This window comes from Yokenella regensburgei (assembly GCF_003634235.1).
GTDB classification, from domain to species: Bacteria; Pseudomonadota; Gammaproteobacteria; order Enterobacterales; family Enterobacteriaceae; genus Yokenella; species Yokenella regensburgei.
The window spans coordinates 1556352-1574061 of the sequence record NZ_RBIZ01000003.1 but is presented as its reverse complement, the minus strand read 5'-3'; the positions used below and the strand labels follow the sequence as shown (position 1 = coordinate 1574061).

Sequence of the window (17710 nt, the reverse complement as noted above, 5' to 3'; positions counted from 1 at the left end):
CTCATGCAGCCAAAGGACTCTGTCCTTTGGCTTAACCCTTTCGTCTCTTCGTCGGAGGATGAGCAATGGCTTTTTTTGTGCAGGCCGCCAGTTCGGCACTCTATCTGGCCAGTACCAATGGCGATAACGCGGGGGCGCTGGCCTTCGTCTTGGGCGTAAATGTGCCGGCGACAGAAAAAGAGATTGAACTCTCCGAAGCGCTGAGCAGTATTTCGCTTGGGGGGATATTTGTCTTTTGCCCCCAGGCGTTGAATTATCACGACGATAGTGATACTCAGGCCGCTTTTGTGACGGCGGTACAGAATATTGCCGCTCGCCAGGCCGCCTCACGGGGGATCCTCTGGCTGGCAACGCCGGATATAGACGCGCTGGCGCAATCTACCACCCCCATCTGGCTTGGATTAACGGATGATGGCTCGTCGGTAGCGTCGGGCCTGGCGAACGCGAATATCCTGCCCAACATGACGTTATTTGTGCCAAACGGCATGAAGGTGAGCCTTGCAAATACGACGTTGACGCTGAGCAACGGCAAAATCACCTTTACCGGGGGCGCGGCACCGCAAATGACGAAGGCAGTGACGGCCTCGCTGCCGTTTGCCGGTATTAACCGCAGCTGTATCAGCTTCAATACCGCTATCCGCCGTTCATCGCTCTATGACGACTGGCACTGGGGATTCCATTTTCTGTTCGCGACAGAAAGCGCGTTCGACGGTTTTACCTCAGAATGGTTGCCCCTGGCCTCAGGTTCAGATGGCGCTGCCGATATGCTGAACTTCACGGCCAATTTTGATCCTGCTAACCCGCTCAACATCACTGAAACGCTGAACAATCGAAATCATAACCGCTCGGGGCTGTTATTTGACGGCACTAACCAGAGCACACAGCCTACTCGACTTCAGTCATTCTATGTCACGGTAACCGGGGATGCGGTAACGCTTACGCCGGTAACGGGTGGGCAAGGCAATGTTCAACCCGCCGGGCTGGTATTCTCCCTCGGTCGTCGGGTGAGCGAGAGCGAAATGGATTTTCATGCTGCCCCCTTTGGTGATTTTCTGATAAGCACCCGGCCAGGCCCAAACGGTATTAGCGCCGAAATACTGTGCGGGCTTTCAGGCAGTGAATTTATCTCGATCACTCAAGGCTTCACCCTGGAGAGCGCTTCGCGCCTGCGTTTTGTTTCAGGGCAGGGGGCATACGCTCAAACATTCCCACCACCGGCGGCATCTCCGGTCGCGGCACCGAACGATAGCACAACATTGCTCAGCAACGATTACGTCACCTCGTGGGTAACCGTGCTGCCGGCGATGGGGAAATTCAATGCCTATGCGGCCCAGCCAGATGGGGCGGCGTTGTTTGGTTATGACGATATTGTCTGGCAGCAGAATCCTTCCATGTTGGGGCATGTCGATCCAGGGTATGTGCTTTCGCAGCAAGGGCCGGCACCGTTTCCACTGGTGCCCTATAGCGGGTTCCAGCCAGGTGATGGGGTTAACCAGTTTAACCAGCAGCAGAGCCGTCAGTTTGAAACCCTGATTATTGGCCCGACACGGCGTAAAGCCATCGGCAATAAAACGTTGTCCCAGGCGCTGTCCGTGCGTCGCCGCGTTGCGGGGTTATCGCCGTGCCAGTCGTCGCTGCCGGGTGAAAATATGCTCAACTTCACCACGCCGTCGGGTGTCATTGCCAGCCTCAATCGGGGCAACCAGCAGGGCGCATGGGAGAAAATTTTGCTGGGACAGGTGGTGACGCCAAAGGTTAAAGAACTGGCGTTTGTTAACCCAAGCCCCGAGCTTCAGCAGGCGTTTCAAACGAACCAACTGCTTCTTGTGGCGGCCAACAGCAATAGTTTTGTCAACGAAGCGGGTCATTTTGCCAATCAGTTGAATATCGGCGACTGGGTGATTGAGGCTGACGTCGGAGCGTCCCTCGATTACGGCAACTACGCCAACGTGATGATTGTAAAAAATATCCCTGGACCTCTGTGGGATCCGGACGGCAATGTCGATGACAACCTGATAGCTAATCCGGCTAAATGGACCCAGGCGGAAACGTTCGCGGCTCCAACCATGAAGCCCGGCGAAACGCCTGACCAGCAGCAGATGGTCAATCTGTCGCAATGGCTGCAGGACTATTTCGCCGCGGCGTTCGCCGAAGACGATCAGGACTTTTTTGGCCGCTTCTGTCAGATTGCCCGTGATCCCAACTGGACCGGGATCCTGGTGCTTCGCGCCAGAATAGCCAAAGTGCCGGATGATTTAGCCGGTATTACCGCCGGTATCCGCAATACCGACCGATTTTTTGCCCATCATCTGGCAGTGGAAATAAGCCAGATAACCAGCGATCCACAGGGAGAAGGGATCCAGATCGAAAAGCAGAGTTCGGTGTATGGGCTTATCCACTACATTGACAGCGACTATGACAGCAGTAGCGAAGGCAGCCCGGTCACACCAGCCTACGGCGAAGACTATGATTTTATTACGCTGACGCTGAAGGTGTTGTTTGAGAACACCAGCGTGAAGCAGTTCTCCAGCTTTACGCAACTGACGTTGAACAAGGTGTTCGGGAGTGCGGTGACGGGAATGGAAGAGGGAGGGAATCAATACAACTCAATCATTATGTCAGGAAGCTTCCAGAACAACAGCGGCAGGCTGACCTATGGCATGAAGACCCTCTCCGATTACTGTTTCCAGTTTGATAATAACGTACTTTGCGCAGTGGAGACGGTGTCGGCAGCGATGAACACCGTGCGCTCTGACGAAACGGAAACACAAATTCGCTTTGACCTAACCGGCTATCTCAGTTTTCACAAGTTGCAGGTGAGCGATCCTGATGAGGATGGCGAAGACTTCCACACGGATGATGAAGCCGGGACGGTCGATTTTTACTCTTTTGGTCCTGAAGGTGAGCAATGGGGACCGCGTACTGGGCTAAATTACAGTAACCTGGGTCTGAACATGGCATTTAAGACCCCCGATCCGCTGAATACCCGGCATATTACGTTCGACAGCAGTCAGATAACCTTCAACATGGCAGCAAGTGTCGCCCGGGCAGGCAGTCTGTTTGATTCATTGTCTATGGAATTAATGGGGATGGTCAGCGCTGATGAAAGCGATGTCACCCCCGAATCGCTCGGTTATCTTGACGTTGTGACAAATATCCGGATGGGCGGGGTGACAGACGGCTGGCATGGGCTGCAGTTCCGGCTCAATCTTGGCACGGCGGGTGAACTGGCAGGAAAAGCCGGGCTGAACGCCGTGCTGTTGCTGGCGTGGGCACCGGACAGTAGCGGAGAGTCATACCAGGCCAGCACGGGGCTGAAAATGCCGGGGACGACCAACGGCGCCCCACTTATCAGCCTGCAGAGCGTGATTGCACTTTCCTACGGCACCATTCAACTGCTTTACACCGACAAACCCGGTCAGATGTTACACCCCACCTCCCGTAAGCCGCTGAGACTGCAGGCCGTGCAGGGGGGAAGTGTGCCTGCGCGGTCGTCAGGCAAAAGCGCCGTGGCGGGTAAACAGTTCATCCTGGTTCTTAATGAAATTGCGATCAAGTTCTTTGGCATTCTGAAGATCCCACCTAACGGTAGTACCGCGTTTTACCTCTTTGGCGACGCCGACGGGGGGGCATCCCGAACGGGGCTTGCCTGGTATGCCGTTTACAACAATGAGCCGAAAGCCACAGGCGACAACGTGGCGCCTTGTCTTACCGATAAAGGGGAGTGCAAGTAATGAGTGAATCCATCCTGCCTTTGCCTCCAAAAGGTGCCGTTCTGAAACGTGGTGGTGGGCAAAACCTTGCTCAGTTGATCAAGGCGTTTTCTTCATCCGCCCAGTCGACCAACAGAATCATTACCGAGCAGGGGCTGACTCACCTGCAGGCGTGGATTGGCGATAAACCGCTGCGTTATTTTGTGTATCGTTCATCGGGTTACGGCAATCAGGCCAATACCATTAATCTGCTCAAACGAATGATTTCGCTGGGCTTTAGTAATAACGTTGAGCTGATCTACGACGCTTCGAAAGGGAGCGATGTTATCAACAAGCTGGCGGTGCTGCTGCCAGGGCTGAACCCGAAAAACCCGCAGCCCTACCGGCTGAATGGCGTAGAGGTAACGTTTTACCCTTATCAGGAAACGGCGAAATCCGGCGGCGAAAACCGCTCAGTGGACGGGCTCAAGGAACAACTGCCGCTGTGCATTAACGGCGGGGCTGAAGTTACCAGCATCACTAACCAGAATCTGGCAAATACGCTACAGGTCGACTACTACCTGCAGCTTCAGCCTTACATGTGGGAGGTGGTGAATACCACCGATAATCCACTCAGCCTGATTCTGGCAAAAGATGCGGCGAAACCTCTCAACCTGGCGGAACAGGATAGCCTGCAGGGGAAGGATTTTTCTTACCGCGCTTTTGCTATGCCAACACCGCCGATGCCTGACTGGGCGCAATTGCAAAAAATTCCCGGAATCGATACGGCGGTGATTAAGCGTGCGCAGGCGCTTGTGGAACTGGTCCGTAAGCAGCAGGCGCAGCTCATGCCGGTGTACGGACTGTACGACTCGGCGCTGGAGCGCAAACCGGTCATCGGCGGTGCGGCCGCGATCCCGTTTGAACTGGCGACCGCTGTCGCCCTGGCGCAAAAAAGCGGCAAACCCTTTAATCAGCCGGTCGTCATCGCACTGCTCAACCCGTTGCAGTCGACGACCTTTGACGAACTGAAAAGCTATATCCCGGTAGCCAATGGGAAACCGCCGGAGGGCGATCCCACAGAGATGGATCAGGAAGAGAAAATTGCCTACTACACGCAGCGCTGGTGTCTGAGCAAAGGGTTGACTCAGCCCAATGACAAGTTGCCGGGGCAAATTTATGTGAATCCAGATATCACGGGTGATGCGCTAAACGCGCTGGTGGGGCAACTGGCGACGAAGGGGGTGATTGTCATTAATCTGCCCGGACTACCGCAGGATCTGTTTAATTATCTGTATGAAATTGCCGTGCTGCCGTCAGTGTTCGAGGGGCAGGGCACAGCCAATCTGGCGCTAAACCTCGGTAAGCCGTTCTTTAAATTAAGCAAAAAAGACGTTAACCCATACCCCAGCACGTTTGGTAGCCCGCTCTCAGGAGCGACGACGTCTTCCTCATCACAGCAACCCAGCATGCCCAGTGTGAAAAGCGAAGCGCTTTACCACGCCACGTATCAGTACATCCAGGTAGGCATCTATGCATTTAAAACTGGCTTTAGCAAGACCAGCAAGATGCCGCCGGAACTGCTGTCGGACTTTCTGGTAACACTGGTGGAAGATAACGCGAAGACCGATGGCGAATGGCGGCGCTACTTTGAAGGTCTGACAGCGTGGTACACCAGCAACGAGAACGATAAATTACTCCAGGCATTGATGTTTTTGATGACGCAGGTGAATCAGCAGCAGGTCGCCTCCCGCCGTATGCAGCGACTGAGCAGATTACCTTCTGCAGACGATGATGAGGATCCACTCGAGACACTTGACAACGAGCTGCAGAATGCCACCAGCAAAGGCGTTCTCTCGCTGTTCCCCAGCGTATTTTCCACCGGGTCGTTTTATCAATTTATCACCACCATCATCGACGGTAAGAGCTTCACCCTCGGGTCCGCGCAGCAGTCGGTGGTCATCGATTTTCCAGAAGGTGGGGATAAGATAACCGTCACCGGGCCAACGCTGAATTTTTTGAATACCTCACTGGAAGTGAAGATTGAATTCAGCGTCAATGCCGACGGTCAGTCGATTGACACCACGTTTTATCTGACGCTCGGGGACATTGGCCTGGATGCTGTTCCCTGGTTTGCGCTCGACAGCGTCAACGTCCACGCCACCATCCCGGGTAACGATGAGCGTGTTACCGGCCAGATCGCCTGCAAAATCAAGGTGGGCGATAATCCCATCGACTTTACCATCGACTTCCCCTCGTCGGGAGAAGGACAAATTGTCCTCGACGGCGATCTTTCCGTTCGTCCTCCGTCACTCAACGATCTGCTGGCGCTGCTTGGGGGGATAAACTTTATGAATACCCTCCCGGCGGCGATACGCGGTGCGGGAAATATTGAGCTACAGCGGCTGAAGTTTGGCTACGACTACGCCACGTCCTCCATTAACCTGTTCGAGCTGCTGCTGGTGAACAGCAAATCGTGGGAGCTGTTCCCAAAACTGACCCTCAACCAGCTCAGATTTACGTTGGCGGTCGCCGAGCCAACGGGAGCGCGCACCTGTAGCTGGCAGGCCAATACCCAGGTGGCAATTGGCCCAGGCAGTATTGACGTGGCAGTGAGTTATCCCAACCTTACTGCCTCTGCCAGCCTGACGGAAGACAGCGCCCCCATCCCTCTGGCGGATCTGATTTTCTTCTTCCTGCCGCCAGAATACAGCATCAATCTGCATGCCGACCTCGCAAACTTCGACATGACCGTGAACCCAGGGGAGAAGGGAACAGAGTCCGTCTATACCATCAGCGCGGGGATCAAGCTGACGGACTGGGAGTTATCTCTGGGTGTGGCCACGTTTAGCCTCACCAATCTGTTTATGAATATTGAGGGAACCGGTTCTGAAACCCCCACGGGTTCACTGTCGGCGGACACCGTGCTGTTTTCCGAACAACCAGATATCGCGGTGGATATGAATGCCACCGCCAGCTATCTCGGTGACGGTGCCTGGTCTTTTAGCGGTAAACAGGGTGCCCGGGCCATCAAAGTGAAGCAAATCATTCAGACCTATCTGGGGCAGGGCTGGTGGGTTGATGGTATGCCTGATATGGACATCAGCGAGCTGCTCTTTAAGGTGGCGTCGGCGAAAACATCTGCTGGTGAGGAGAATGCCGACAAAGCGACGTCGTATATGGTGGGCGGCACGATTACCGTCTGGAATACGCCGCTTGGCAACAATTTTAAATCCATCATTATCGGTAAGTTTGGCTCAGGTAGCGTAGAGGAAAAAGCACAGGTATATGATTCGCTGGTGGGGAGCGCGCTGGTGCCGGTGCTGAGCGATGCGGGTGTGATTGTCCCGATGCAGCGAAAGCCGATGCTGCTGTTGGCACAGGAGGACACCGATCCTCGTTACGGTAACGTCTCCGCGCAAATCCTCTGGAACAATATCGATCTGACCATTTTTTATAACTATGAACAGGGCTATGACTCTTACGGTTTCTTCTGGGGGCCGCTGTCGGCGAAAATTGATAACCAGACGAAAATCGCAACGCTTAAATTTACCGATTCCACATCGCTTGGTTCAATGGTTGAAACCTTCATCTCGTGGCTGACCGGCTCCTCCTTTGGGCTGGCAGCACCGTGGAATGCATTGAACAGCATCACGCTTGCCAACCTCTCGCTTATCTGGAATTTCAACGAGAACTCGGTGCAGTTCCGTGTCGATATTGGCCCGCTGGATCTCATTTTCGCGAAGATAACCGGTTTTTCGCTCGAGTATCAGCCGCAGGGTGAGAATAAAGGCGTCAACGTCAAACTGGAAGGTGATTTCCGCTGGGAGTTCGGGTTCGACAATGCCGTGCTGACCGAGGACGGTGACCTGACGTGGAATGCGGCAGATCCCTCCTCGACGCCGTCGCCGTCGGGCAGTGGCAACAAGTATCTGGATTTACGCCTGCTGGCGGCGGGTCAGCATGTGATGGTCAAAGATTTGCAGAAGATAACCTCGGTACAGGAAGCCATCGACTTGCTGGCGCAGCTTGCGCCACCGGACAGCGGTAGTGCACCGCAGATTGGTTTTGATGCCGCGAACAACTGGCTTTTTGCCACCGATTTCGGCGTGCTGAAGATTGAAGATAAGAAGGCTGAAGGCGAAAACGCGGGCAATGGTTATGTGTTTACCCTACAGGTGGTCTTTACTGACCCTACGCTTTATGCGCTGCGCATTGCGCTGGAAGGCGAGGCGGCCAAAATCTTTGCCGGGCTCGATTTCCAGATAATTTATCGCAAACTGAGCGAAGGGCTGGGGGTATTCCAGGCTGAAATCATGCTACCTACGCTGATGCGGCGGATTGACGTTGGCGCGGTGACCCTCACGTTGCCGACGTTCGGTGTCGAGGTGTATACCAACGGTGATTTCAAATTTGATATCGGTTTTCCGTGGAATCAGAGTTTCGCCCGCTCTTTCTCCGTCGAGGCCATTATCCCGCCGGGGATCCCGGTGCTTGGCTCCGGAGGCTTCTACTTTGGTAAGCTACCGGCGGTGGTGGTCACTGATCTGCCGCTGGCGTCAAACGGCTTCTTTAACCCGAATTTGGTATTTGGCTTTGGTGCGCAGATGGGCCTCGGAAAATCGCTGGATGTCGGGATCCTGAAAGCGGGGTTCAGTCTGACGATATTTGGCATCATTGAGGGGATACTCGCCAAGTGGAACCCTTACACCGCCAGCAATACCGGCAGCAGCAATGCGTTGTCGCTCGAAGGGCAGTACTACTTCCAGCTGCGCGGGACGTTTGGCATCATCGGCCACCTCTACGGGGCCGTCGATTTTGTGATAATCAAAGCATCGGTCGATATTAATCTGAAGCTCTACGCGCAGATTACGCTGGCCTCCTATTCCCCGATCCCTGTCAGCGTGTCGGTGGAAGTGAGCGTTAGTGCGAAAGCCGAAATCAACCTTGGGCTGTTTAAAATCTCGCTGAGCTTCAGCTTCTCCGCTCATATTCAGGAGTCGTTCACGCTTGGCTATCTGCAACGCCCGTCAGATGCACCGTGGCGGGTTACCGCCAGAAACGACGGCGGCCGCCTGCTGACGATGAAAGCCGATCCTTTCCACATGGTAGGCATTCGTTATACCGCGCAGAATATCAGCCCTAACTGGAACCATCTGTTGGCCCGGACCAGCGGCGATAACACGTTGACGGGATATCTGGGTTTCGCGCCGGGTATTGCCGGAGATAATGCGTTTGCTAACGGCGGGGCCGATCTCAGCAAGCAGTTCCCTTGCTATGTTGCCAGCCTCTTCATTGATGCGCCGGGTGCCGCTACGGGGGATAGCAGCATAAACCGCCTGCGGGCCTCTGCCGAAGCACAGGAAACGTCATTTGAGAAAATGGCGAAGATGGTGGCGCGCTGGGCCGTGGCGGCGATTCAGCCTGCGGCGCTCACTCCTGAACAGGTCGATGCCACGGTAATCAGCGCTGAGGCTCTGGAAGCGTTCATTCGCTATCTCAATGACGCGGAAAACGTGCCGATGCCGCTCAGCGTGACGGATATCGAGCAATTTATGAGTCATCAGTTCTGTCTGACGCTAAGTCTGCCGCTTACCGCCGGCAACGCAGAGGCTGCCTATTTCCCGATGCCGGTCGATTTGCACCTGGCAATGCCAGCCCTCGGCAATCAGGCCGCAATTGACTATACCTTCGCTGAATACAACAGCGTCAGCGATGATTTCGTCACCTTCCTGCGCGAATATTTTAACCAGCTTGCGGTTCAGGTAGAGCAGGAGGGCCACGGTGATGGAGAAAAAACCTTTAGCGTTTATCGAAACAGTGAGCTGTCGGTCGCTGCCTTTATCTTCAGTGACTACTTTGTGCTGATCATGCGCCAGATGCTGCAGGCCATGCGTGATGGTCTGCGCGACTTTAGTTACCCGCTGGCTGCCGGTGATACCGGGAACCGTATTGTTGACTGGGTGAATACAACAGGGCAGCTGTCGGCGGTGGGGATGCCGTTCACGCTCTACGATCTGTTTAAGGGCAATGAGTCACATCCGTTGACAGCCGGGAAAACTCTCGCGCTGCCGTGGGTCGCCGATATGCTGTCAATTGGGGACAGTTTTACCTCGGTGGCGGCGAAACGCCAGTATGGTGGGGCGTTTAGCGCGACGGCACTGGCACAGAACAATGCCCAGGTGGCCGGATTAATGAAAGCCGGGGCTACGGTGACTTATTCTGGAACGCCTTACATCGTTTCAGGTGCAGAGAGTCTGGTGACCCTGGCGAAGCGTATCGACGGTGGTGTCACCCTGGACAAGCTTTTGGCCGACAGCGATATTCTGATTAACGCTGAGCTTTTAGAGGCAGGCGCTACCGTCACCGTACCGCCGTTTAGTTATACCACCGTGCAAAACGATACATTGCAGGGGGTGGCGACCGCTTTCGGTATCACGGTTGAGGACCTGGCAGGCGTAGACAATGCAGAGGGTAATAACCCTATTGGCACAGGCAACGGCACGGTTGCCGACCTGTTTACCCGTCTTGATAGCCATCAGGCGCCCCTCTCGCTGGATCTGGTTGAACTGCCGCAGTTCCGGGTTGCAGAGCTGCTGGGTGAAGCGCAGAGAGTCAATGCGCTGAACCACCTGAGCGGCATGGCTTCGCGCTACTACTTCCATGGTTTGCGTTTGCCAACCGACAAAATTACGCCGAAAAAAACCGGGATGTGGGTGACGAAGAATGCCCAGAGCGGGGCTCTGAGCCTGCCAGATTACGCCGGGCTGTTTGCGCTAACTGGCCAGCAGCTGCCGCTCGCTTCGCTTCCTGATACACCGCTGTCAGTCACTCTGAGTAAAGGGGAGCCGATGAACTGGGTGGCGTTTGCCAACGGTGCCGCGGCGCTGACCTTTACCCTGACACCGCCGAATAAAGATAACACGACGGGGGATATTAACTACCAGCGCATTGCGGCACTGAATCACTACGCTACCACCACGGTGCTTCCGGCGGGGCCGGAAACGGTGAATACCTGGGTCGGCGTAGAAGATGAGCCAGCGCGCTACCCGCTGTCGAACAGCGTACGCTGGCGAAGCGTCAATCCGGTGGTTTTCCCTTCCGGAGATATCGGTGAACAGACGCGTATCTGGCCACTGCCGGATGCGATGCTGGCACTCACCAGCCTGAGCGATAGCCAGCAGGGAGACCGCAGCCCGAACTTTACCCTGGAATCGGTGAAAATGAATGTTGCCAGCGGTAAGGCGGAGGAGAGCGGGGTACAGCGTGTCGGCTGGGCGTCTTCGGTTGAATTTACCGTGAAGAGAATTGCCGCGACAGGCGCTGCCAGCAGCGCCAGCAAATGCACCTATGAAGTGATGGGGGCCAGCGCCAGCGATGCGTTGATCCTTGAACGTATGGTGCAGTACGTTCATAACGATGCGGATTATGCCTCAATGGTAGTGGGGTATCAGGCCACCAACAGCAGCACCGGTACCACTTTCTCAGCGAATACCGGGAAAGGCATTACCTTCGGTCTGTCGCAAACTAACCTCTCGACGGTGACACGTCCACCGAGTGCGTGGCTTGCGGACTCGCGACTGTCGGCTGAGAATGACAGTAATAGCAACGTTCTCAACAAGCCGACGGCACTGGTTCGCTTGCTCTGGGAGGCCAGTATTACCCGTGCAGGAGGGTTCTTCCTCTATTACTTTGATGCGCAAAGCGGCGCGGGTCTACCGGATACGGCGTTTAACGATAAGGGCGAAGCCACGGTTAATCTCATTGTTATGTATACCCCGCAGCCTCGTCTGCAGTCGTATATGAATGCGGTGGTCACCGGGGATGCGATGGACACCAGCGGTTCGACGCTGGTGGCGAAGGCCAGTTCACTCTCAATCAGCCATGTTGTGCTGCCTGAAGACAGCCTGGCAACCATCGCCTCGCGCTACTGCAGTAATATTGTCTCCCTGGCTGAACGTTCAGTGGCCGCCGGACAATCCCTGGCGCTCACCCCGGGGGCACAGCTGGCGGTAAACAATGGCCTGTATCGGGTGGCGCAGAACGGTGGGGCGCCGGGAGGGCAGATTTCGGCGATCGCCAGCTGGTTTGCGATGGACGTGGCGGCTATCAAAGCGGTGAACCCGCGTATTACCGACGCCGAGTGGAGCAACGGTCTGATTGCCGGAACCGCAATTCGTCTGCCTGCGGTGCTGCGCACCGTGGGGCGCGATCCTGGTGGTACTTCGCTGGCCTCAATGGCGGCCTGGTATGGCACGAGCGTCACGGTGCTGGCGGGGCAAAACGCGGCCGTTGCTTCCTTGCTGAGCGCTGGGCAGACGCTGATGCTGATGAGTGGCCCGTTCGCCCAATCGGCAACCGATGCCTCTGGTGTTCAACCGATTGAGGCAACCCGCGCCGGGCTACCGGACATTCCCGCCGATCCGGGCAATCCGGCGTTTGCCGAAGATTTTCTGTTGAACAGCTTTACGCTATTGGCCTGGCAGGTTGAGAAGAATGCGGATTTCACTGCCAGCCATGTCGGGCTGCCACTTGGTCAGCAGTCAGGCGACATCGCTCGCGGCGACGGCAAAGTGCGCTTTATTCGCGCGCTCACCCGTGAGGATGTGCTCACCTATCGCACGTCGATTCCTTATACCCAGTTCGCCGTGGGGAGTCTTAATCCAGCCAATCCCTACAGCGGCAACGGGCGGGTGCTGCAAGTGGATTACGGCTGGAACGACCTTTATGGCAACCGGATGGTCTCTACTCTCGATGATAGCCACACTGCGGCGGGCGCGAACAACCATGCTCCGGTGTTGACCGGCTATACCGATAGCCTGATGAGCTTTGCGCAGTGGCCGTCCATCTCTACGACCTGGTCGGTCGGTGCGGCTGCGGCAGAGCAGAACTTCCTTATCCAGCTAACCAGCGCCTTTGATCCCAGCGCGTTTAACCCGACGCCAACCGACCAGACCAATGGCTGGCGCACCCGGGCGCAATCATCGCTGCGAACCCTCGATACGCTGTTGTACCAGTTGGACGATCCTGCTGGCATTGCGCTGACGGTGGAGTGTTCTCTGATAGCCGGTAGTTTGCCGGTTGATCCGCAGGTAATTGGGGTTGGCGATCAGTATGGTGCGCCGGGGACGCTGACCGGCTGGCTGGTTGCTATTCAGGCCTTCCTTGCCGCCCGTGCGCAAGGAAATACCGGGGAACCCGAACCGTCAGTGCTGCAGTTTGTCCTCCCGGTAACGGCGGAAAAAACGGCGTTGAATACGGCGAGCGTGTTCCCGTTAACCACCAGCGTCAGCTTCAGGCGAACTGGCGGGGTGGCGGAAGGTGATTTCGCAGCCCTGAGCAATACGCTGGTGGTGACGTCGGTCATTGCGGCAAAAACGAATGCTGGCAGCAGCGAGTCCACGTCCGGGAGCCGTGAGAATATCCTGCAGGAGTTCGCCCATGATATCGACACCACGCTTTCTGAAGACGGGAAGTTTATGCTGGCGATCGCTCAGGGTACCGACCGCTATCTTCCTGCCGCTGGGGTGAGTACCTCGTCGGTATGGGCAATGCGCGTGGCCGTCAACGGTTCTGGCGACGGCATATCATGGCAGGTAAACCATAAGGGAGATCCCGAGATTTTTGCGCCTGAACCGGTATCTAACACCCTGGTGACGCGCGACGCGGAGGTCTGGCCCTACAATCAATTGACGGATTTCGACCCGAAAACCAACCGTTTTATCACTGCTCCAGCCCGAAAAACGTGGGCGGATACGGACATGGATAGCTGGCTGACGAGCTTCTTCAGCTTCTTCGATACCCTGTTTTCGCCAGAGTTTACCTCATCCATTTTGGTGATTGATTCCAGGGCAACCAATAAACCGCAGGGCATCGAGAGCTTTATGACGGCGCTGGCGGAGCAAAAAGAGGTGCTGGCCCGGGTCGCTGCCGATCTTCTGGAGCAGGTCTACGAAGGGAAAAGCGATACCCGATTGACGTTCGCCAGAGAGGCGTTGCGGCAGAGCCTGCTGGTGGCACTGTCAAACTTCTACTCTGTGCGCTCGGTGGTCTCCTTTGGGGCGACGGTCAGTGCCGATATTCCCGAGCGTGAGGGGGAGCAGGCCCCACAGCTGTACGGTAATCTGACCTGGAACACCGATGCTGAGGGGTTACAGAGTCTGGTCACGGTGACATCGCCAAAAATGCCGCTCGTGAAGGGCGATAATGCACCTGTCACCTTCCTGTTGAGCTCGCCGGGGAACTTGAAAGTAGATGGCGAAGTGCTGCAAAAAATCACCCTCGACCTGTCATGGACGGGATCGGCTATTGAGCATCAGGTATCCGGAGTGGCAGGGATTGACGGTTATCTTGCCTCCAGCTGGCTGTCACCGGTGTGGACGCAGAACAAGGCGCCGCTGAGCGGAGATTTGGGTCAGTTCACCGTGCCGTTGTTGCTGCGTAACTTCCCGGGCACGCCGCGCATGATGACGCAAAACGGAAGCGCCACGCACGCGCAGAGCGGCGAACTCAGCGAGCTGACCCAGTGGAGTTATCGGTATACCTACAGTACCGATTTCCACTTTGAGCAGGACCGTATTTATCACGAGGTGGTATACAACCTGAAGGACAATAGCATCGCGGAGCTGGCCGGTTATCAGGATGCCTTCCAGGGGCTGGCGCAGTTTATTAATAGCCAGAAAACGCTCATCCAGCTGATCGGTGAGACGGTGCCGCAAATTAACGCCAGTACCGAAGACCAGAGCAAGATTGACGATGCCTCCCTGGCGTTGGGGGCCTGGCTGAAAATGGTTTCTGATATCGCCACGCAGGCGAATCATTCAGGACTGCACGTTGCCTGTTCTGCCACACCCCGACTCGCGGGTGAAAGCTGGCATTTCTGGGTGGCGGAGGAGTCCGGAGTTGTCAACATTGACCATGTTGATACCCCAGCGTGGGTGGTGAAACTGAACTCCATGGAGGGGGCGCCTGATGGAATGTCTGAGGCACCGGTGGTGCTCATCGACGGCTATAAGCCCGTTGTCATCGATGCCCTGAGCGACCCGGCGATTGGCCTTTACGCATGGTACTATCTGGACAGTCAGCGGCAGCCGTTAACCGCTGAGGTGGCGCAAAGTATCGCCGCGCGTACGGTGCAGTTAGCGGGGATGCAAATACTCGAACGGCAGGACGCCCTGTCGAGGGTGCTCCTGAAGCGCAATGAAAACATTAACGGTGCCATCAACAAGCCATTTGTCTACACCACACCGGAAGTCTCTTTCGGCAATCCACTGCATCCGACCTTGCGATCCGATAGGCCAGTGAACATTGCCGGGGTAGGAGAGCCTGGGGGCGTACCGGTCACGCGTCCTCTGGATGCGCATCTACAGGCACTGTTCAGCGCGCTGTTTGATGGCAACGTCAGCGGCGATAGCACGATCCAGTTTACGGTTAACTGGGATTATCAACTCTCTACCGAGCTTACTGCGATGTCGGTGCCTCTGCCGGTGGCTGTCATGCCACCACGGTCGGTCAACGTTGACGGAAAAGGGGTGAGTCCATTGTCGTTGCAGACGTTGGTGGAAAACCTGAGCGTGATGATAAATCACTGGGTGCAGACCTGTAACCCTTCAACGCTCGAAGCGAGGCTGGAGTTTGAAATGACGGTCATGTCGAATCTCACCGTTAATCCGATGCCGTTACTGAATCTGTCTAATCTGTATCTGCCAGTGAAATATATCGGGCCTTAATGAATCTACGACTAACCGCTGAAAATAAAAAAACGCCACGGTTTTAACCCGTGGCGTTTTCATTAAACCTAATAACGAGATTAGAACAGCACGGAATAGTTCATACCAAAGGTACGGCCACGGCCTTTATAGGTGTACAGCCCCGGTGCGCCATACGTCGGGCTGTAGAGCCCAGGTGCACGCTGTCCCCAGACGGTGGTGTAGTCTTTGTCGAACAGGTTCTCGACGCTGAAGCTGAGTTTACCCACCGGCAGGTTGTAGCTGCCGAGGAAATCAACGGTGTTGTAACCGTCAATTTTCTTACCGGCGGCGTCGGAAACGTCGAAGGTCTGCGTGCTCTGCATGCGCAGAGTCCAGTCGCCCGGCGCCCAGTTCACCCATGCGCTCACCTTAGACGGGCTGGCGCTGTCGACGGTTAACTTCTGCCAGCTGCCGTTCACACGGGTCTCAGACTTAATAGCGTTAAAGTTGGAACCAAGGCTCCAGTCACTCTCGCTAAAGAAGTAGTCCACCTGACCTTCCACCCCATAAATACGACGTTTGTCGTCTTCCATGGTAATGGTCATGTCGGATTTGTTGATGTTGATGGTCTTATCGGAGAGCGAGTAGTACGCCGCCACCTGGGTGCGCAGGTTATCGCCGGTCAGACGCCAGCCGAGTTCATAGGCGTTAACCTTAATACCGTCGAGCTTAGAGTCGTTCACGTTAACGCTGTTGTTGAGGCGGTAGTGGCCGTTAACCAGCGTGTAGTTGCCGGAGCCGTAGTACTTCGCCAGATCCGGGATTTCAAAGCCCTGCGAGAAGTTAAACCACACCTGCTGACGGTCGGTGACGTGGCCGAGGATCCCGGCGTTGAACAGGAAGTTGTTATAATCGGTTTTCCCGCCTGGCACCGCATCCGCAGAGGTTGCCTTACCGGTGGCAATGGCCTGCTGCTGGGCATAACCGACGAAATCATCGACCCGGTTTTCGGTGTACTGATAGCGCACGCCGCCGCTTAAGGTGATGGCGTCAATATCGTAGCTTGCCTGCAGGAACGGCCCAAGGTTGGTGATGCTATAGCTCGGGTAACGCCCTACGTTATAGGCGTTCTTAAGCGTCATCCCACCGCTGGCGGCGGCGGTAGCGAGGTCAAAAAACTGCTGGTTGGCGTTGAACGACTCGTGATCGAGGTCGACGCCCCAGGTGAGGGTTAAATCGTCAACCGGCTTGCTGTTTACCGTAAGCTTACCGCCGTAGAAGTCGGTCTTCTGCTGGGAAGCGCCAATGCTGGTGACGGTACCTTTGGTCAGCGTCGGGAACGGGTAGAAGGTCAGGCTCTCGTCGCGATAGTAAACCTGCGCCACCAGCTCCTGGCCGAGGAAATCGGTGTTGGAGTACTGAAGGTTAATCAGGTGGCGCTCGGTGCCCGGCAGTCGGTCAGAGTCGAGATTGTCCTTGTTGTAGGCTTGTGCATCCCCGGTCACCGCCGAGAAGTTATCGCCGAGGAACAGGCCATGCTTACCGTCGGACTCGCTCTTATAGTACTGGGTCGTCAGCTGCAGCTGCTGGGTCTCATTGATGTTGATGGTCCCGGTACCCATGATATCCAGACGGTCGGAATATTGCAGGCCGGTCTGCGTGTTATCAATGATGACCTCATCACCTTTACCGTCGTACCAGCCGCCGTAGCGCTGATAGGCCACGGAAATACGCCCGGAAGCGTTGTCGTTACCGCCGCTGACCGCTGCCGCAATGTTATCGTCATGGTCGTTGTGGCTGTTGAAGCCGGTCTTGGTTCCGGTCTGGAACTCAACTTCGGTTTCCGGCTGACCTTTTTTGGTGACGATATTAATAAGGCCACCGGTACTACCACCGCCGTACAGCGAAGTGGCACCGGAGATAACTTCGATACGCGAGATGTTAAACGGATCGATAGAATCCAGCTGGCGGCTGTCGCTGCGCGAAGAGTTCAGGCGCACGCCGTCGACCATCACCATCATCGAACGACCGCGCATGTTCATGCCGTAGTTGGTGCGGCCCTGGCTGCTGACGTCCATACCGGGAATGAGCTGAGCCAGCACTTCTTTCAGCTCTTTTCCGCCCTGAACCTGCTGCTCAATTTCAGCCTGTTCAATCACCCAGGTGGTCTGTGCCATATCCGTAACGCTGTGGTTGGCGCGGCTGGCGGTCACCACTAATGACTCTTCTTTATTGTCTTGTGCCGATGCAGAGGCAGAAAGTATCGCCAGAAGGCAAGGATTTAAAACCCAAAGATAAGGACGCTTCATTGTTATAGTGTTCCTGGTT

3 protein-coding genes are annotated in these 17710 nt (G+C 55.7%); 2 read left to right on the top strand and 1 reads right to left on the bottom strand.

The features are described 5' to 3' along the window. The first annotated feature begins 65 nt into the window (after window positions 1-65). Entirely contained in the window at window positions 66-3734 is a 3669-nt protein-coding gene (locus C7387_RS07625) for a hypothetical protein (protein WP_120816415.1), read from the top strand. After that, window positions 3734-15421 (top strand): LysM peptidoglycan-binding domain-containing protein, encoded by an 11688-nt coding sequence (locus C7387_RS07620; RefSeq protein WP_120816414.1) that lies wholly within the window; start codon window positions 3734-3736, stop codon window positions 15419-15421. Before C7387_RS07625 ends, C7387_RS07620 begins: the two co-directional genes overlap by 1 nt. A gap of 80 nt (window positions 15422-15501) precedes the next feature. Here C7387_RS07620 and C7387_RS07615 read toward each other — a convergent pair whose 3' ends face one another. Next, window positions 15502-17691 carry a TonB-dependent siderophore receptor gene (locus C7387_RS07615; RefSeq protein WP_006819640.1) on the bottom strand — a complete coding sequence of 730 codons (2190 nt, stop codon included), beginning with the start codon at window positions 17689-17691 and terminating at the stop codon, window positions 15502-15504. Window positions 17692-17710: the final 19 nt, after the last annotated feature.